General features: G+C 59.6%; 14 protein-coding genes and 1 tRNA gene. 14 read left to right on the forward strand and 1 reads right to left on the reverse strand.

Translation table 11 applies throughout. The features are described 5' to 3' along the window. Positions 1–258 precede the first annotated feature (258 nt). The 11 genes from CO670_RS33700 (at position 259) to rpoC (ending at position 14,046) form a co-directional block, all read left to right on the forward strand. On the forward strand, positions 259–393 hold the full coding sequence (locus tag CO670_RS33700) for a hypothetical protein (protein WP_257784632.1): 135 nt from the start codon (positions 259–261) through the stop codon (positions 391–393). Between the two features lie 168 nt (positions 394–561). Then, positions 562–1,455: an NAD(P)-dependent oxidoreductase gene (locus tag CO670_RS31450; RefSeq protein ID WP_097593913.1), complete on the forward strand. Its 894-nt coding sequence runs from the start codon at positions 562–564 to the stop codon at positions 1,453–1,455. Positions 1,456–1,622: 167 nt separating this feature from the next. Then, positions 1,623–1,698: transfer RNA gene (locus tag CO670_RS31455), tRNA-Trp, on the forward strand. Positions 1,699–1,892: 194 nt separating this feature from the next. After that, positions 1,893–2,093, forward strand: a complete 201-nt coding sequence (secE, locus tag CO670_RS31460) for a preprotein translocase subunit SecE (RefSeq protein ID WP_088677314.1) — start codon at positions 1,893–1,895, stop codon at positions 2,091–2,093. 17 nt (positions 2,094–2,110) lie between these two features. After that, the gene (nusG, locus tag CO670_RS31465; RefSeq protein WP_004669067.1) at positions 2,111–2,641 is read left to right on the forward strand and encodes a transcription termination/antitermination protein NusG; all 531 of its coding nucleotides are present in this window, start codon (positions 2,111–2,113) and stop codon (positions 2,639–2,641) included. A gap of 175 nt (positions 2,642–2,816) precedes the next feature. Continuing rightward, on the forward strand, positions 2,817–3,248 hold the full coding sequence (rplK, locus tag CO670_RS31470) for a 50S ribosomal protein L11 (protein WP_009985507.1): 432 nt from the start codon (positions 2,817–2,819) through the stop codon (positions 3,246–3,248). 4 nt (positions 3,249–3,252) lie between these two features. Beyond that, positions 3,253–3,957 (forward strand): 50S ribosomal protein L1, encoded by a 705-nt coding sequence (gene rplA, locus CO670_RS31475; RefSeq protein ID WP_097593914.1) that lies wholly within the window; start codon positions 3,253–3,255, stop codon positions 3,955–3,957. A gap of 329 nt (positions 3,958–4,286) precedes the next feature. Beyond that, positions 4,287–4,805, forward strand: a complete 519-nt coding sequence (rplJ, locus tag CO670_RS31480) for a 50S ribosomal protein L10 (protein ID WP_088677316.1) — start codon at positions 4,287–4,289, stop codon at positions 4,803–4,805. A gap of 56 nt (positions 4,806–4,861) precedes the next feature. Continuing rightward, on the forward strand, positions 4,862–5,245 hold the full coding sequence (rplL, locus tag CO670_RS31485; protein ID WP_004669074.1) for a 50S ribosomal protein L7/L12: 384 nt from the start codon (positions 4,862–4,864) through the stop codon (positions 5,243–5,245). A 260-nt stretch (positions 5,246–5,505) separates the two neighbouring features. Next, on the forward strand, positions 5,506–9,648 hold the full coding sequence (rpoB, locus tag CO670_RS31490; protein WP_097593915.1) for a DNA-directed RNA polymerase subunit beta: 4,143 nt from the start codon (positions 5,506–5,508) through the stop codon (positions 9,646–9,648). A 189-nt stretch (positions 9,649–9,837) separates the two neighbouring features. Further along, complete coding sequence (gene rpoC, locus CO670_RS31495; protein WP_097593917.1) at positions 9,838–14,046, forward strand: DNA-directed RNA polymerase subunit beta'; 4,209 nt, start codon at positions 9,838–9,840, stop codon at positions 14,044–14,046. Between the two features lie 131 nt (positions 14,047–14,177). Here rpoC and CO670_RS31500 read toward each other — a convergent pair whose 3' ends face one another. Next, on the reverse strand, positions 14,178–14,471 hold the full coding sequence (locus tag CO670_RS31500; protein ID WP_088677319.1) for a transcriptional regulator: 294 nt from the start codon (positions 14,469–14,471) through the stop codon (positions 14,178–14,180). A gap of 494 nt (positions 14,472–14,965) precedes the next feature. Between CO670_RS31500 and rpsL the strand changes: the two genes are divergently transcribed. The 3 genes from rpsL to fusA all read left to right on the forward strand — a co-directional run bounded on the left by rpsL (position 14,966) and on the right by fusA (position 18,015). Continuing rightward, the gene (gene rpsL, locus CO670_RS31505) at positions 14,966–15,337 is read left to right on the forward strand and encodes a 30S ribosomal protein S12 (protein WP_003547537.1); all 372 of its coding nucleotides are present in this window, start codon (positions 14,966–14,968) and stop codon (positions 15,335–15,337) included. A 78-nt stretch (positions 15,338–15,415) separates the two neighbouring features. Beyond that, positions 15,416–15,886, forward strand: a complete 471-nt coding sequence (gene rpsG, locus CO670_RS31510) for a 30S ribosomal protein S7 (protein ID WP_088685489.1) — start codon at positions 15,416–15,418, stop codon at positions 15,884–15,886. A 29-nt stretch (positions 15,887–15,915) separates the two neighbouring features. After that, a complete protein-coding gene (gene fusA / locus CO670_RS31515) occupies positions 15,916–18,015 on the forward strand; it encodes an elongation factor G (RefSeq protein ID WP_097593918.1) in 2,100 nt (699 codons plus the stop codon). Positions 18,016–18,118: the final 103 nt, after the last annotated feature.

Below are 18,118 nucleotides of genomic sequence, written 5' to 3' on the forward strand. Positions count from 1 at the left end.
TCGCTATCCGCGAAGGCGGCCGCACCGTCGGCGCCGGCATCGTCGCTTCGATCGTCGAGTAACCTTTTAGGTTATCCACAATCAGAAAACCCCGCTGGAAACAGCGGGGTTTTTTGATGCCTTCTGGGCCGTTTAACAGGTGTTGTAAAAATATCGTTAAACCCGCCCGTCACAGTATTTTGTTCATCTCACGTTCAGAAAGCGGTTGTGATTGGCTCATTTTAGTCCAGACTCCTCCTTGTAGAGAGGAGAGCCCGGATGATTCCAAAGGCCACATTCGTTGCGACGATATTCGCGATGTATGTTTTCACGATGTTTTTCATCGCTGCAATTCCGCAAGAGGTCGTTCAGTCGGCCGGTGTGCAGATTAATGAGGTAAGCGTCGTCAAGTGACGACCAGGTCATCGCAGGGGGCTGCGGTGATAGGGCAATGATTAACCAGGTGCTCCCAGACAGGGTGCTCCTGGCGAGGTGGGGTGAAACCCCTTGCAGGACGCTCGCTTGCTCTTCGCGCGGAAGCGTCTAACTATGCCTCCGGCTTCATGATGCGGAGGATATTCCATGAAGAAACGAATCCTGTTCACAGGCGGTTCGGGCAAGGCGGGTCGCCATACCGTGCCATGGCTCGTCAATGCTGGCTACGAGGTTCACAATCTCGATCTCGTGCCGCTGGATAGCCCCGGCGTCACCAACCTCATCGCAGACATCACCGATAGCGGTCAGGTTTTCAACGCGCTCTCCATGCATCGCAATTTTCCCGATCTCGACGCGGGCAGGGGCGTTCAGCCCTTCGATGCCGTCGTGCATTTTGCCGCCATCCCGCGCATCCTGATCAAGCCTGACAACGAGACCTTCCGCATCAACACGATGGGCACCTACAACGTCATCGAGGCGGCGGTGAAGCTCGGCATCCGGAAGATCATCGTCGCCTCGAGCGAGACGACCTACGGCGTTTGCTTTGCGGAGGGGCATCGCGATTTCCACCAGTTCCCGCTGGAGGAGGACTATGACGTCAATCCGATGGATTCCTACGGCCTTTCGAAGGTGGTCAACGAAAAGACGGCGCGCGCCTTTGCCGAACGCTCCGGCTTCGACATCTATGCGCTGCGCATCGGCAACGTCATCGAGCCGCACGAATATGAGCGGTTTCCCACCTATTTCGCCAATCCCGAAATGCGCAAGCGCATCGCCTGGAGTTATATCGACGCGCGCGACCTCGGCCAGATCTGCCATCTCTGCATCGAAAAGGACGGGCTCGGCTATCAGGTCTTCAACGCCGCCAACGACACGGTCTCGGCCAATACGCCGTCGAAGGAGCTTGCGAAGCGATTCTTCCCGAACGTGCCCTTCACGCGCGATATCGGCGAATATGAGGGGCTGCTCTCCAACCGCAAGATTCGCGAAGTGCTGGGCTTCAAGGAGGAGCACGATTGGCGCAAATACGTGAAGGTCTGACCATGCGTCGGCCGCGCGACTGAAAAGCCATTTGCCCGCATATGAGGAGAATGGCTTTGAAAATCGAAAATCGTGCTTGCCAATCCCGCGCCGCCGTCTTAAAGGGTCGCCATGCTTTTCGACAGCGATTTGCGGGCCTTGGCTTCGGCGCTGGATGATCGGCATGAAGGGGTATAGCTCAGTTGGTAGAGCGGCGGTCTCCAAAACCGCAGGTCGGGGGTTCGAGCCCCTCTGCCCCTGCCACTTTCCTGAATACGGGACAGCGCGGACGTGCTTGCAGCGTTTCGGAGCGGGAATAATCGGTGGCAACTAATTTCGTTAAACTTCGGTTTCCCTCTTGTGTATTCGGAAATCGGTGTTTATTTAGGGTTCAACAGACACGCGGTGCGTGGGGCTGATAGTTTCAGCTTTACGCGCCGTAATTGCGTGGGCAGTCGATGGCATCCAAATCCAATCCATTTGCGTTTCTGCAGCAGGTTCGCTCCGAGACGTCCAAGGTCACATGGCCGTCGCGCCGCGAGACGATGATCTCGACGGTGATGGTGCTTGTGATGGTGGTTTTCGCCGCGCTGTTTTTCTTTGCCGCTGACCAGCTGATCGGCTGGGCCCTCAGCTTTGTGCTGAATATCGGCAACTGATACGGGTGGAGATAAAAATGGCGGCACGTTGGTACATCGTCCACGCGTATTCCAATTTTGAAAAGAAGGTGGCTGAAGACATCGAGAACAAGGCTCGCCAGAAAGGGCTTGAGCATCTGTTCGAGAAGATTCTCGTGCCGACCGAAAAGGTGGTGGAAGTGCGTCGCGGCCGCAAGGTCGATAGCGAGCGCAAGTTTTTCCCCGGTTATGTCCTTGTTCGCGCCAATCTGACGGACGAGGCTTACCACCTGATCAAGAATACGCCGAAGGTCACCGGTTTCCTCGGCTCCGACAATAAGCCCGTTCCGATTCCGGATTATGAAGCCGAGCGCATTCTCGGCCAGGTCCAGGAAGGTGTCGAGCGGCCGAAGGCGTCCATCACCTTCGAGATCGGCGAGCAGGTCCGCGTTTCCGACGGCCCGTTCGCTTCGTTCAACGGCACGGTTCAGGATGTGGACGAAGAGCGTTCGCGCCTGAAGGTAGAGGTGTCGATCTTCGGCCGCGCAACGCCGGTCGAGCTGGAATACGCACAGGTCGAGAAGGTCTGATTGCAGAATTGGAAGCCGGCCCTTGCGGCCTGTTTCCTGCGGACCTTGTCCGCATCCGCGTGGAAGGTGAGGGGTCTTAGCCAGACCCTAATGATCCGCACCACGCAACCGCAGCCGCCGGAGCGATCCGGCATCACGGGCCGGGCAACCGGCCGTTCATGAAAGGCAGAGAGATATGGCTAAGAAAGTTGCAGGCCAGCTCAAGCTTCAGGTTAAGGCAGGATCGGCGAACCCGTCCCCGCCGATCGGCCCGGCGCTTGGTCAGCGTGGCATTAACATCATGGAATTCTGCAAGGCGTTCAATGCCGCCACGCAGGAAATGGAAAAGGGTATGCCGATTCCGGTCGTCATCACCTATTACCAGGACAAGTCCTTCACCTTCGCTATGAAGCAGCCGCCGGTCAGCTACTGGCTGAAGAAGGAAGCGAAGATCACGTCCGGTTCCAAGACCCCGGGCAAGGGCGCAAAGGCCGGTACCCTCACCAAGGCTCAGATCAAGACGATCGCCGAAGCCAAGATGAAGGACCTGAACGCAGCAGATATCGAAGGTGCAATGGCGATGATCGAGGGCTCTGCCCGCGCCATGGGCCTGGAAGTGGTGGGTTAAGACCATGGCAGGCAAGCGCACTCAGAAGATCAACGAAGGTGTTGATCCGACCAAGCTCTACGCTCTGACGACCGCCATTGGCATGGTCAAGGAACGGGCTGTCGCCAAGTTCGACGAAACCATCGAAGTTTCGATGAACCTCGGTGTTGACCCGCGTCATGCGGACCAGATGGTTCGCGGCGTCGTCAACCTGCCGAACGGCACCGGCCGTACGGTCCGCGTCGCTGTCTTCGCTCGTGGCGCCAAGGCTGACGAAGCCAAGGCCGCCGGTGCTGACGTCGTCGGCGCCGAAGACCTCGTCGAAATCGTCCAGGGCGGCAAGATCGAATTCGATCGCTGCATCGCCACCCCCGACATGATGCCGCTCGTCGGCCGTCTCGGTAAGGTTCTCGGCCCGCGCGGCATGATGCCGAACCCGAAGGTCGGCACCGTCACCATGGATGTCGCCGGAGCCGTCAAGGCTTCCAAGGGAGGCGCCGTCGAGTTCCGCGTCGAAAAGGCTGGCATCGTCCATGCCGGCATCGGCAAGGCCTCCTTCGATGCTAAGGCCCTGGAAGAAAACATCCGCGCCTTCGCCGACGCCGTCATCAAGGCAAAGCCGGCTGGCGCCAAGGGCAACTACGTCAAGCGCGTCGCGATCTCCTCGACCATGGGTCCGGGCGTCAAGATCGAAGTCGGCTCGGTCACGGCAGCGGTTACGGCTGCTTAAGTTTCATCGGGCCTCGGTCCGATAGCAAGAATTCCGGCCTCGCAAGGGGCCGGGATATTCCGGAGAAATCCGGAATCCTGTCCGAGATTGCAGGTGGTTTTCCCTTAATCACTTTGCCTGCATGAGACGGGTAAGACCCGAATTGCATGAAGTTCTGCTTCTAGGAAATCGGTTCGAGCCTTGGATGCCTTGTGCCTTCCTTGCCTTAAGTGGCGCGGAGCGCGAGGGGACAGGATCCTCAAGCGTCGCTTGGGATCTCTTTTGATCCCGGGAGGCAAAAGGCAACCCGGTGGGTCCGTTCAAACGGTCCCGCCAACTGGAGATAGGCAGTGGAAAGAGCGGAAAAGCGCGAATTCGTCACGGAACTGAACGATGTCTTCAAGGCATCGGGCTCGGTTGTCGTGGCCCACTATGCTGGTGCTACAGTCGCACAGATGAACGATTTTCGTTCGAAGATGCGCGCTGCTGGCGGCACCGTCAAAGTCGCGAAGAACCGCCTGGCCAAAATTGCCCTTCAGGGTACGGAAGCGGAAGGGATCTCCGATCTCTTCAAGGGTCAGACGCTCATTGCTTACAGCAATGATCCGATCACCGCTCCGAAGGTCGTCATGGATTTCGCCAAGACCAACGACAAGATCGTGGTTCTCGGCGGCGCCATGGGCACGACAACGCTGAACGCCGAAGGTGTCAAGTCGCTTGCGACCCTGCCTTCGCTGGACGAACTGCGTGCGAAGCTGCTGGGCATGATCCAGACTCCGGCTACCCGCATCGCAGGCGTTGTTGCAGCACCGGCAAGTCAGCTTGCTCGCGTGTTCTCGGCCTACGCCAAGAAGGACGAAGCCGCTTAAGGCGGTTTTTCGCTGTACATACTCAACAGTTCGAACCGAACAAAAGGAACTAGAAAATGGCTGATCTCGCAAAGATCGTTGAAGACCTCTCCTCTCTGACCGTCCTGGAAGCTGCTGAGCTTTCCAAGCTGCTCGAAGAAAAGTGGGGCGTTTCCGCCGCTGCTCCGGTAGCTGTCGCTGCCGTTGCTGGTGGTGCAGGCGGCGCAGCTGCTCCGGCTGAAGAAGAAAAGACCGAGTTCGACGTCATCCTCACGGATGCCGGCGCAAACAAGATCAACGTCATCAAGGAAGTCCGCGCCATCACCGGTCTCGGCCTGAAGGAAGCCAAGGACCTCGTCGAAGGCGCTCCGAAGGCTGTCAAGGAAGGCGTTTCCAAGGCTGAAGCCGCTGACATCAAGAAGAAGCTCGAAGACGCTGGCGCCAAGGCCGACGTCAAGTAAGCTTGAACTGCTTTTGGGAGGTGGCATTTGCTGCCTCCCATTTGCCGTTTTTCTGAACGAATTACCCAAAAGCCGCGTCAAAACGGCTTTTGGGTAATGGGTTCTTCAAAAGGATAGTCTCGCACCGAGGGCAGCACAGCAATCCGAGCTGAGCGTTCCGGTAGTCGGACGAGATTGAACTACCCATTGATTGACGGGATCGACTGGCCATCGGTTCCCGTCCGTTGCAGGCCCGGGTGCAAGATTTTGAAGGAGCGACGATGGCTCAGACCCTTTCGTTCAACGGTCGCAGGCGCGTACGCAAGTTTTTTGGTAAGATCCCCGAAGTCGCGGAAATGCCGAACCTCATCGAGGTTCAGAAGGCGTCCTACGACCAGTTTCTGATGGTGGAAGAGCCGAAGGGCGGCCGGCCCGACGAGGGTCTTCAGGCCGTCTTCAAGTCGGTTTTCCCGATCACCGATTTCTCCGGCGCCTCGATGCTGGAATTCGTATCCTATGAGTTCGAGCCGCCGAAATTCGACGTTGACGAATGCCGCCAGCGCGACCTGACCTATGCCGCGCCGCTGAAGGTGACGCTGCGCCTCATCGTGTTCGATATCGACGAGGATACCGGCGCGAAGTCGATCAAGGACATCAAGGAGCAGTCCGTCTACATGGGCGACATGCCGCTCATGACCAACAACGGCACGTTCATCGTCAACGGCACCGAGCGCGTCATCGTCTCGCAGATGCACCGTTCGCCGGGCGTCTTCTTCGACCATGACAAGGGCAAGAGCCATTCTTCCGGCAAGCTGCTCTTTGCTGCCCGCGTCATTCCCTATCGCGGCTCCTGGCTCGATATCGAATTCGACGCCAAGGACATCGTCTACGCCCGTATCGACCGCCGCCGCAAGATTCCGGTGACGTCGCTGCTGATGGCGCTCGGCATGGACGGCGAGGAAATCCTCGACACCTTCTACACGAAGTCGCTCTACAAGCGCGACGGCGAAGGCTGGCGCATTCCCTTCAAGCCGGAAACGCTGAAGGGCGCCAAGGCGATCACCGAGATGGTCGACGCCGATACCGGCGAAGTCGTCGTGGAAGCCGGCAAGAAGCTGACCCCGCGCCTGCTGCGCCAGCTTTCCGAAAAGGGCCTGAAGGCGCTGAAGGCCGGCGACGATGACCTCTACGGCAACTACCTCGCCGAAGACATCGTCAACTACTCGACGGGTGAGATCTATCTCGAAGCCGGCGACGAGATCGACGAGAAGACGCTTGGCATCATCCTGTCGAACGGTTTCGACGAAATCCCGGTTCTCGGCATCGACCACATCAATGTCGGCGCCTATATCCGCAACACGCTTTCGGCAGACAAGAACGAGAACCGTCAGGACGCTCTGTTCGATATCTACCGCGTCATGCGTCCGGGCGAACCGCCGACCATGGAATCGGCCGAAGCCATGTTCAACTCGCTGTTCTTCGATGCGGAGCGTTACGACCTCTCCGCCGTCGGCCGCGTCAAGATGAACATGCGCCTCGACCTCACCGTCGAAGACACCGTCCGCATCCTGCGCAAGGACGACATCCTGGCCGTGGTCAAGATGCTGGTCGAACTGCGCGACGGCAAGGGCGAGATCGACGACATCGACAACCTCGGCAACCGCCGCGTCCGCTCGGTCGGCGAGCTGATGGAGAACCAGTACCGTCTCGGCCTGCTGCGCATGGAGCGCGCGATCAAGGAACGCATGTCCTCGATCGAGATCGATACGGTCATGCCGCAGGATCTGATCAACGCCAAGCCGGCTGCCGCAGCCGTGCGCGAATTCTTCGGCTCCTCGCAGCTCTCGCAGTTCATGGACCAGGTCAACCCGCTCTCGGAAATCACCCACAAGCGCCGTCTTTCGGCTCTTGGCCCGGGCGGTCTGACCCGCGAGCGCGCCGGCTTCGAAGTCCGCGACGTGCATCCGACCCATTACGGCCGCATCTGCCCGATCGAAACGCCGGAAGGCCCGAACATCGGTCTCATCAACTCGCTTGCGACCTTTGCCCGCGTCAACAAATACGGCTTCATCGAAAGCCCGTATCGCCGCATCGTCGACGGCAAGGTGACGAACGACGTGCTCTACCTCTCCGCCATGGAAGAGGCGAAGTATTACGTCGCTCAGGCCAACGCAGAGATGAATCCCGACGGTTCCTTCGTCGATGAATTCGTCGTCTGCCGTCATGCCGGCGAAGTTATGCTCGCGCCCCGCGACAGCATGAACCTGATGGACGTTTCGCCGAAGCAGGTCGTTTCGGTCGCAGCCGCGCTCATCCCGTTCCTGGAAAACGACGACGCCAACCGCGCGCTCATGGGCTCGAACATGCAGCGTCAGGCTGTGCCTCTGCTGCGCGCCGAAGCCCCGTTCGTCGGCACCGGCATGGAGCCGGTCGTCGCCCGTGACTCCGGTGCCGCCATCGGCGCGCGGCGCGGCGGCGTGGTCGACCAGGTCGACGCGACGCGTATCGTTATCCGCGCCACGGAAGACCTCGAAGCCGGCAAGTCCGGCGTCGATATCTACCGCCTGCAGAAGTTCCAGCGTTCGAACCAGAACACCTGCGTCAACCAGCGTCCGCTGGTCACCGTCGGTGACGTCGTCAACCGCGGCGACATTCTCGCCGACGGCCCGTCGACCGATCTCGGCGATCTGGCGCTCGGCCGCAACGCGCTCGTCGCGTTCATGCCCTGGAACGGCTACAACTACGAAGACTCGATCCTGCTCTCCGAGCGTATCGTTGCTGACGACGTGTTCACCTCCATCCACATCGAAGAATTCGAAGTGATGGCGCGCGACACCAAGCTTGGCCCCGAGGAAATCACCCGCGATATTCCGAACGTTTCGGAAGAAGCGCTGAAGAACCTCGACGAAGCCGGCATCGTCTACATCGGCGCCGAAGTTCAGCCGGGTGATATCCTCGTCGGCAAGATCACGCCGAAGGGCGAAAGCCCGATGACGCCGGAAGAAAAGCTTCTGCGCGCCATCTTCGGCGAAAAGGCCTCCGACGTGCGCGATACCTCCATGCGCATGCCGCCCGGCACCTACGGCACGATCGTCGAAGTGCGCGTCTTCAACCGCCACGGCGTTGAAAAGGACGAGCGCGCGATGGCGATCGAGCGCGAAGAGATCGAGCGTCTCGCCAAGGACCGCGACGACGAGCAGGCGATCCTCGACCGTAACGTCTACGGCCGTCTGATTGACATGCTGCGCGGCCAGGTCTCCATCGCCGGCCCGAAGGGCTTCAAGAAGGGCACCGAGCTGTCGAACGCCATCGTCTCCGAATATCCCCGCTCGCAGTGGTGGATGTTCGCCGTCGAGGACGAGAAGGTCCAGAGCGAACTCGAAGCGCTCCGCGGCCAGTACGACGAATCCAAGTCGCGCCTTGAACAGCGCTTCATGGACAAGGTCGAAAAGGTCCAGCGCGGCGATGAAATGCCTCCGGGCGTCATGAAGATGGTCAAGGTCTTCGTCGCCGTGAAGCGCAAGATCCAGCCGGGCGACAAGATGGCCGGCCGTCACGGGAACAAGGGCGTGGTCTCGCGCATTGTGCCTGTCGAGGACATGCCGTTCCTCGAAGACGGCACGCATGTCGACGTCGTTCTGAACCCGCTCGGCGTGCCTTCGCGCATGAACGTCGGCCAGATCCTGGAAACGCACCTGGGCTGGGCTTGCGCCGGCATGGGTCGCCAGATCGGCGAGTTGATCGAAGCATACAAGGCGAATGGCAACATCGAGCCGCTGCGCAAGACCATCGGCGATGTCGTCGGGGACGGTCCCAAGGCCGAACAGGTCCAGGACTTCGACGATGACTCGGTTCTGCGTCTCGCAGACCAGTGGAAGCGCGGCGTTTCGATTGCGACGCCTGTTTTCGACGGCGCGAACGAAGGCGACGTCAACGACATGCTGCGTCTGGCGGGTCTCAAGGACACCGGCCAGTCGACGCTCTATGACGGCCGTACCGGCGAGCAGTTCGACCGCCAGGTGACCGTGGGCTACATCTACATGCTGAAGCTCAACCACCTGGTCGACGACAAGATCCACGCCCGTTCGATCGGTCCTTACTCGCTCGTGACCCAGCAGCCGCTGGGCGGCAAGGCGCAGTTCGGCGGTCAGCGCTTCGGCGAAATGGAAGTCTGGGCACTCGAAGCCTATGGCGCCGCCTATACGCTGCAGGAAATGCTGACGGTGAAGTCGGACGATGTCGCCGGCCGCACCAAGGTCTACGAAGCCATCGTCCGCGGAGACGACACGTTCGAGGCCGGTATTCCGGAAAGCTTCAACGTTCTCGTCAAGGAAATGCGCTCGCTGGGTCTTTCAGTCGAGCTGGAGAACTCCAAGGTTGACGACCTGCAGGCTGCAAGCCAGCTGCCGGACGCTGCCGAGTAACCACTTGATAGGGTGTGCGCTCTTAAAAGGGCGCACACCGTTCCCGCCAAGGCCCCGTAACGTGTCGGCCGGGCAGGGACGCTTTTGCCGCATTCTGCGGTTATCGTCGTTTTATGCGGTGGCGCGGCTCCCGGGATTTGCCGCCAACCTCGCAAGCTAAGGGCGCTTTCGCCCATGAAGGAGACAGGCATGAACCAAGAGGTCATGAATCTTTTCAATCCGCAGGTGCCTGCACAGAATTTCGATTCCATTCGGATTTCGATCGCGTCTCCGGAGAAGATCCTCTCCTGGTCCTACGGTGAGATCAAGAAGCCGGAAACCATCAACTACCGTACGTTCAAGCCTGAACGCGACGGTCTGTTCTGTGCGCGCATCTTCGGGCCGATCAAGGACTACGAATGCCTGTGCGGCAAGTACAAGCGCATGAAGTACAAGGGCATCATCTGCGAAAAGTGCGGCGTCGAAGTCACGCTGTCGCGCGTTCGCCGTGAGCGCATGGGCCATATCGAGCTCGCCGCGCCGGTTGCCCATATCTGGTTCCTGAAGTCGCTGCCGAGCCGTATCTCCACGCTGCTCGACATGACGCTGAAGGATGTCGAGCGCGTTCTCTACTTCGAAAATTACATCGTTACCGAGCCGGGCCTCACCGCTCTGAAGGAGCACCAGCTTCTCTCGGAAGAAGAGTACATGCTCGCCGTCGACGAATATGGTGAAGACCAGTTCACGGCCATGATCGGTGCAGAAGCCATCTACGAGATGCTGGCATCGATGAACCTCGAAAAGATCGCTGGCGATCTGCGCTCCGAGCTTGCCGACACGACGTCGGATCTCAAGCAGAAGAAGCTGATGAAGCGCCTGAAGATCGTCGAGAACTTCATGGAGTCCGGCAACCGTCCGGAATGGATGATCATGAAGGTCGTTCCGGTCATCCCGCCGGATCTGCGCCCGCTGGTTCCGCTCGATGGTGGCCGTTTTGCGACGTCGGATCTCAACGATCTCTACCGCCGCGTCATCAACCGTAACAACCGTCTGAAGCGCCTCATCGAACTGCGTGCGCCCGGCATCATCATCCGCAACGAAAAGCGCATGCTGCAGGAATCTGTCGATGCGCTGTTCGACAACGGCCGCCGCGGCCGCGTCATCACCGGCGCCAACAAGCGTCCGCTGAAGTCGCTGTCCGATATGCTGAAGGGCAAGCAGGGCCGCTTCCGCCAGAACCTGCTCGGCAAGCGCGTCGACTATTCCGGCCGTTCGGTCATCGTCACCGGTCCGGAACTGAAGCTGCATCAGTGCGGCCTGCCGAAGAAGATGGCGCTCGAGCTCTTCAAGCCGTTCATCTACGCCCGTCTCGACGCCAAGGGTTACTCCTCGACCGTCAAGCAGGCCAAGAAGCTGGTCGAAAAGGAAAAGCCTGAGGTTTGGGATATCCTCGACGAGGTCATCCGCGAGCATCCGGTTCTCCTGAACCGCGCACCGACGCTGCACCGCCTGGGCATCCAGGCCTTCGAACCCACCCTGGTCGAAGGCAAGGCCATCCAGCTGCATCCGCTCGTCTGCACGGCCTTCAACGCCGACTTCGACGGTGACCAGATGGCCGTTCACGTGCCGCTGTCGCTCGAAGCCCAGCTCGAAGCCCGCGTGCTGATGATGTCGACCAACAACATCCTGCACCCGGCGAACGGCGCGCCGATCATCGTTCCCTCGCAGGACATGGTTCTCGGCCTCTACTACCTGTCGATCATGAACCAGAACGAGCCGGGCGAAGGCATGGCCTTCTCCGATCTCGGCGAGCTGCATCACGCTCTTGAAAGCAAGGTCGTGACGCTGCACACCAAGATCCGCGGCCGTTTCAAGTCGGTCGACGAGGATGGCAAGCCCTACTCGAAGATCTACGAGACGACGCCTGGCCGTCTGCTCATCGGCGAACTGCTGCCGAAGAACGGCAAAGTGCCCTTCGATATCTGCAACCAGGAAATGACCAAGAAGAACATCTCCAAGATGATCGACACGGTCTACCGTCATTGCGGCCAGAAGGACACGGTCATCTTCTGCGACCGCATCATGCAGCTCGGCTTCGCCCATGCCTGCCGCGCCGGCATTTCGTTCGGCAAGGACGACATGGTCATCCCGGCCACCAAGGCGAAGATCGTTGCCGACACCGAAAACCTGGTGAAGGAATACGAGCAGCAGTACAATGACGGCCTCATCACCCAGGGCGAAAAGTACAACAAGGTTGTCGACGCCTGGGGCAAGGCGACCGAAAAGGTCGCCGAAGAGATGATGGCCCGCATTAAGGCGGTCGAATTCGACGAAAACACCGGCCGTCAGAAGCCGATGAACTCGATCTACATGATGAGCCATTCCGGCGCCCGCGGTTCTCCGAACCAGATGCGCCAGCTGGGCGGCATGCGCGGCCTCATGGCCAAGCCGTCGGGTGAAATCATCGAGACGCCGATCATCTCGAACTTCAAGGAAGGTCTGACCGTCAACGAGTACTTCAACTCGACGCACGGCGCCCGTAAGGGTCTCGCAGACACGGCGCTCAAGACCGCCAACTCCGGCTACCTGACCCGCCGTCTCGTCGACGTCGCGCAGGATTGCATCGTCACGCACGTCGATTGCGGTACCGAGACCGGCCTGACCATGACGGCTATCGTCGATGCCGGCCAGGTCGTCGCCTCGCTCGGCGCCCGTATCCTCGGCCGCACGGCGCTCGACGACATCGATCATCCGGTGACGGGCGAGCGTATCGTCGATGCCGGCAAGATGATCCTCGAGCCTGATGTCATCGAGATCGAGAAGGCCGGTATCCAGTCGATCCGCATCCGCTCGGCGCTGACCTGCGAAATCCAGACCGGCGTCTGCTCGGTCTGCTACGGTCGCGACCTTGCGCGCGGTACGCCTGTCAACATGGGTGAAGCCGTCGGCGTCATCGCCGCTCAGTCGATCGGCGAGCCGGGAACCCAGCTCACCATGCGTACCTTCCACCTTGGCGGTACGGCAACCGTGGTCGACCAGTCGTTCCTGGAAGCCTCGTACGAAGGTACGGTGCAGATCAAGAACCGCAACGTGCTGCGCAACTCGGAAGGCAGCCTCGTTGCCATGGGCCGCAACATGACCGTCCAGATCCTGGACGAGCGTGGCGTGGAGCGCTCTTCGCAGCGCGTCGCCTACGGTTCGAAGCTGCACGTGGATGAAGGCGACAAGGTCAAGCGCGGTCAGCGTCTGGCGGAGTGGGATCCTTACACCCGTCCGATGATGACGGAAGTGGCCGGTACCGTTCAGTTCGAAGACCTCGTCGACGGTCTCTCCGTTCTCGAAGCGACCGACGAATCGACCGGCATCACCAAGCGTCAGGTCATCGACTGGCGTTCGACCCCGCGCGGTTCGGACCTCAAGCCGGCGATCGTCATCAAGGACGCCAGCGGGAATGTCGCCAAGCTGTCGCGTGGCGGTGACGCCCGCTTCATGCTCTCGGTCGATGCCATTCTGTCGGTCGAGCCGGGCACGAAGGTCTCCCAGGGTGACGTTCTCGCTCGTTCGCCGCTGGAAAGCGCCAAGACCAAGGACATCACCGGCGGTCTGCCGCGCGTTGCCGAACTGTTCGAAGCACGCCGTCCGAAGGATCACGCCATCATCGCAGAGATCGATGGTACGATCCGCCTCGGCCGCGACTACAAGAACAAGCGTCGCGTCATCATCGAGCCGGCGGAAGACGGTGTCGAGCCTGTCGAATACCTGATCCCGAAGGGCAAGCCCTTCCACCTTCAGGACGGCGACTACATCGAAAAGGGTGACTACATCCTCGACGGTAACCCGGCTCCGCACGACATCCTGGCGATCAAGGGCGTGGAGGCTCTGGCTTCCTACCTCGTCAACGAAATCCAGGAAGTCTATCGTCTGCAGGGCGTCGTCATCAACGACAAGCACATCGAAGTGATCGTCCGTCAGATGCTGCAGAAGGTGGAAATCACCGATGCCGGCGACTCGACCTACATCGTCGGCGACAATGTCGACCGGATCGAGCTCGAGGACGTCAACGACCACCTGATCGAACAGGGCAAGAAGCCTGCCTATGGCGATCCGGTTCTGCTCGGCATCACCAAGGCGTCGCTGCAGACCCCGTCCTTCATCTCGGCCGCGTCCTTCCAGGAAACGACCAAGGTGCTGACGGAAGCTGCGATTGCCGGCAAGACCGATGGCCTGCAGGGTCTGAAGGAAAACGTCATCGTCGGCCGTCTTATCCCGGCCGGCACCGGTGGCACCATGACACAGATCCGCCGCATCGCGACTTCGCGCGACGAGCTGATCCTCGAGGAGCGCCGCAAGGGCACCGGGGCAGCGGTTGCCACGCCGATGCTGCAGGACATGGCCGAAAACGCCCCGGCTGCGGAATAATCCGCAGCTGAGGTCCGCGAATTGAAAAACCGCCCGGAGCGATCCGGGCGGTTTTCGCTTTGCTATTCCTCGATTGATTTTGGGGGAGGGAAGGCGTTTCCTGCCTGCGGCCAGCTTCGCCGAGCGTCTCCTCAGTTGAACCGGATGATCGCGACCTCGCCGTCGACGGCGCCCTGATAGGCCGAGGCGTGCGGCTCTTCGGCCGGAATTTCGGTCAGCATGCCGATCTGGTCGAGATCGGCCTCGATGAAGCCTTCTTCGGCAAGGGCGTTCAGAGCTTCGCGCACGGCGGTGTCGTCATCGGGCGCCTTCAGCAGGATGTGCAGATCGATGCCATCGCTGGAATCGGACTCATAGCCTTTGCCAATGATGATGAAGATCATCGGCCCGTCAAAATTATTGTCGTTGTCAGGTGTCGTGATCATCGCCTGTCCTTCGGTTCTGAGATTCGCTTTGTCGAATCCGCTGAGAGGACCTAACGCCGCAATTGCTGATTCCTTAACTGCTTTTGCTGCAAGGCCCAAGGTTTTATCTTGGCGCACGCCACTGAATGCGTCTAGAAGGGTGAAAACAGGGCGTTCTGCCCGCATATCAAGGTGATGCGGCCAAGTTTATTTCCTAACCGGCCTTGACGGGGCGGGTGGAAACCAGTAGTACCCCGGCCATCAGATCCCATGTGAGGCTTGGCTATTCGGAGCGACGCGCCCTGAAGTTCACCTCAAACAAGGTTCTAAACGCACGTTGAAGTCATGATGCTGCACGCATGACGCATCATTTTATGCGTCCTCTGCTCCTTGTGGTCCATCTGCGGAAGCGGATCGGGCCATATTTTGCGCATTGGGCGTAAAACATGCGTCATTGCCGGAGACGGCGAGTTCAAGCCCGCAAGGGTACTGAGATAAACGTAAGGGATGGTTGAATGCCTACCGTAAACCAGCTGATCCGCAAGCCTCGCCAGGCGAACGTAAAGCGTAATAAGGTTCCCGCTCTCCAGGAGAACCCGCAGAAGCGCGGCGTTTGCACGCGCGTCTACACGACCACGCCGAAGAAGCCGAACTCGGCTCTGCGTAAGGTCGCAAAGATCCGTCTGACCAACGGCTTCGAAGTCATTGGTTACATCCCCGGCGAAGGTCACAACCTTCAGGAACACTCGGTCGTCATGATCCGCGGCGGCCGCGTCAAGGACCTTCCGGGTGTCCGTTATCACATCATCCGCGGCGTTCTCGATACCCAGGGTGTCAAGAACCGCAAGCAGCGTCGCTCCAAGTACGGTGCGAAGCGTCCGAAGTAATTCGGATTTCGAATAATTCGGCGCTGCGCGAGGTCCTCCGCGTGATGAAGCGCCTTAACGGTTGAAGAGACGAAAAGTATGTCCAGACGTCATAAAGCAGAAAAGCGTGAGATCAATCCGGATCCGAAGTTCGGCGATCTCGTGGTCACCAAGTTCATGAATGCCATCATGCTCGATGGCAAGAAGTCCGTTGCTGAAAACATCGTCTACGGTGCGTTCGACGCCGTCCAGGGCAAGTCCAAGCAGGAGCCGCTCGCGGTTTTCCATTCTGCGCTCGACAATATCGCCCCGCACGTTGAAGTCCGCTCGCGCCGCGTCGGTGGTGCGACCTACCAGGTTCCGGTCGATGTCCGTCCGGAGCGCCGCCAGGCTCTCGCCATCCGCTGGCTGATTGCCGCCGCCCGCAAGCGCAATGAAACGACCATGATCGACCGTCTGTCCGGCGAACTGCTTGATGCGTCCAACAACCGCGGCTCCGCCGTCAAGAAGCGCGAAGACACGCATAAGATGGCTGATGCCAACCGCGCGTTCTCGCACTATCGCTGGTAATTCCGAACGGTATCGAAAGGCAGTCCACAATGGCTCGCGAATATAAGATCGAAGATTACCGCAATTTCGGTATCATGGCGCATATCGACGCCGGCAAGACCACGACCACCGAGCGTATCCTTTACTACACCGGCAAGTCGCACAAGATCGGCGAAGTCCACGACGGCGCAGCCACCATGGACTGGATGGAGCAGGAGCAGGAGCGTGGCATCACGATCACGTCTGCCGCCACCACGACCTTCTGGAAGGGCCGTGACGGCAAGATGCGCCGCTTCAACATCATCGACACTCCCGGCCACGTCGACTTCACCATCGAAGTCGAGCGTTCACTGCGCGTTCTCGATGGTGCGATTGCTCTTCTCGACGCCAACGCTGGCGTAGAGCCGCAGACGGAAACCGTCTGGCGTCAGGCTGAGAAGTATAATGTTCCGCGCATGATCTTCTGCAACAAGATGGACAAGACCGGTGCGGACTTCTACCGCTCCGTCGAGATGATCAAAACCCGTCTCGGCGCGACTGCCGTTGTCATGCAGCTGCCGATCGGCGCCGAAAGCGATTTCAAGGGCGTTATCGACCTCGTCGAGATGAACGCTCTGATCTGGCGCGACGAATCGCTCGGCGCCCAGTGGGACGTCGTCGAAATCCCGGAAGACCTGAAGGCCAAGGCTGAAGAATATCGCGAAAAGCTGATCGAGACGGTTGTCGAGATCGACGAAGCTGCGATGGAAGCCTACCTCGAAGGCAACATGCCCGACAACGACAAGATCCGTGAGCTCGTTCGCCGCGGTACGATCGACGTCAAGTTCCACCCGATGTTCTGCGGCACCGCGTTCAAGAACAAGGGCGTTCAGCCGCTGCTCGACGCCGTTGTCGACTATCTGCCGTCGCCGCTCGACATTCCGGCGATCAAGGGCATCGACTTCAAGACCGAAGCCGACATCGAGCGTCATGCAGACGACGCCGAGCCGCTTTCGATGCTGGCGTTCAAGATCATGAACGACCCCTTCGTCGGTTCGCTCACCTTCGCACGCATCTACTCCGGCAAGCTCGAAAAGGGTTCGTCGGTTCTGAACACGGTCAAGGACAAGCGCGAGCGCGTCGGCCGCATGCTGCAGATGCACTCCAACTCGCGTGAAGACATCGAAGAAGCCTTCGCCGGCGACATCGTTGCTCTCGCCGGCCTCAAGGAAACCACCACCGGCGATACGCTCTGCGATCCGCTGAAGCCGGTTATCCTCGAGCGAATGGAATTCCCCGAGCCGGTCATTCAGATCGCCATCGAGCCGAAGTCCAAGGGCGACCAGGAAAAGATGGGCCTCGCGCTCAATCGCCTCGCAGCCGAAGACCCGTCCTTCCGCGTGAAGACGGATCAGGAATCCGGTCAGACGATCATCGCAGGCATGGGCGAACTGCACCTCGACATCATCGTCGACCGCATGCGCCGCGAGTTCAAGGTCGAAGCAAACGTCGGTGCGCCGCAGGTTGCTTACCGCGAAACCATCACGCGTATGACCGAAGAAGATTACACGCACAAGAAGCAGACCGGTGGTACTGGCCAGTTCGCCCGCGTCAAGATCGTCTTCGAACCGAACCCGGAAGGCGAAGACTTCAAGTTCGAATCCAAGATCGTCGGTGGTGCTGTTCCGAAGGAATACATCCCGGGCGTTCAGAAGGGTATCGAAAGCGTTCTGTCCTCCGGTCCGCTGGCTGGCTTCCCGATGCTCGGCGTCAAGGCGACGCTCATCGATGGCGCCTTCCACGACGTCGACTCGTCTGTTCTGGCGTTCGAAATCGCTTCCCGTGCCTGCTTCCGTGAAGCAGCGAAGAAGGCCGGCGCTCAGCTCCTCGAGCCGATGATGAAGGTCGAAGTCGTCACCCCGGAAGATTACGTCGGCGACGTCATCGGCGACCTCAACTCCCGCCGTGGTCAGATCCAGGGTCAGGAACAGCGCGGCATCGCGATCGTCATCAGCGCCAACGTCCCGCTGGCGAACATGTTCAAGTACGTCGATAACCTGCGCTCCATGTCGCAGGGCCGTGCTCAGTACACGATGACCTTCGATCACTACGCGCCGGTTCCGTCGAACGTCGCAACTGAAATCCAGGCAAAGTATTCCGGTCAGAAGTGACCGGAATACCAATTGACCGATAACAAGAATTAGATCCCCTCGAGGGCTAACAAAACGGAGAGCCGAAAATGGCAAAGAGTAAGTTTGAGCGCAACAAGCCGCA

Origin of the sequence: Rhizobium sp. J15 (assembly GCF_002531825.1) — a bacterium.
Classification (GTDB): domain Bacteria; phylum Pseudomonadota; class Alphaproteobacteria; order Rhizobiales; family Rhizobiaceae; genus Rhizobium.

Coding starts and splice junctions, on each gene's coding strand:
- rplL (WP_004669074.1), top strand. CDS start 4,862: ATGGCTGATCTCGCAAAGATCGTTGAAGACCTCTCCTCTCTGACCGTC.
- rpsG (WP_088685489.1), top strand. CDS start 15,416: ATGTCCAGACGTCATAAAGCAGAAAAGCGTGAGATCAATCCGGATCCG.
- fusA (WP_097593918.1), top strand. CDS start 15,916: ATGGCTCGCGAATATAAGATCGAAGATTACCGCAATTTCGGTATCATG.
- rplK (WP_009985507.1), top strand. CDS start 2,817: ATGGCTAAGAAAGTTGCAGGCCAGCTCAAGCTTCAGGTTAAGGCAGGA.
- nusG (WP_004669067.1), top strand. CDS start 2,111: ATGGCGGCACGTTGGTACATCGTCCACGCGTATTCCAATTTTGAAAAG.
- CO670_RS31450 (WP_097593913.1), top strand. CDS start 562: ATGAAGAAACGAATCCTGTTCACAGGCGGTTCGGGCAAGGCGGGTCGC.
- rpoB (WP_097593915.1), top strand. CDS start 5,506: ATGGCTCAGACCCTTTCGTTCAACGGTCGCAGGCGCGTACGCAAGTTT.
- CO670_RS31500 (WP_088677319.1), bottom strand. CDS start 14,471: ATGATCACGACACCTGACAACGACAATAATTTTGACGGGCCGATGATC.
- rpoC (WP_097593917.1), top strand. CDS start 9,838: ATGAACCAAGAGGTCATGAATCTTTTCAATCCGCAGGTGCCTGCACAG.
- CO670_RS33700 (WP_257784632.1), top strand. CDS start 259: ATGATTCCAAAGGCCACATTCGTTGCGACGATATTCGCGATGTATGTT.
- secE (WP_088677314.1), top strand. CDS start 1,893: ATGGCATCCAAATCCAATCCATTTGCGTTTCTGCAGCAGGTTCGCTCC.
- rpsL (WP_003547537.1), top strand. CDS start 14,966: ATGCCTACCGTAAACCAGCTGATCCGCAAGCCTCGCCAGGCGAACGTA.
- rplA (WP_097593914.1), top strand. CDS start 3,253: ATGGCAGGCAAGCGCACTCAGAAGATCAACGAAGGTGTTGATCCGACC.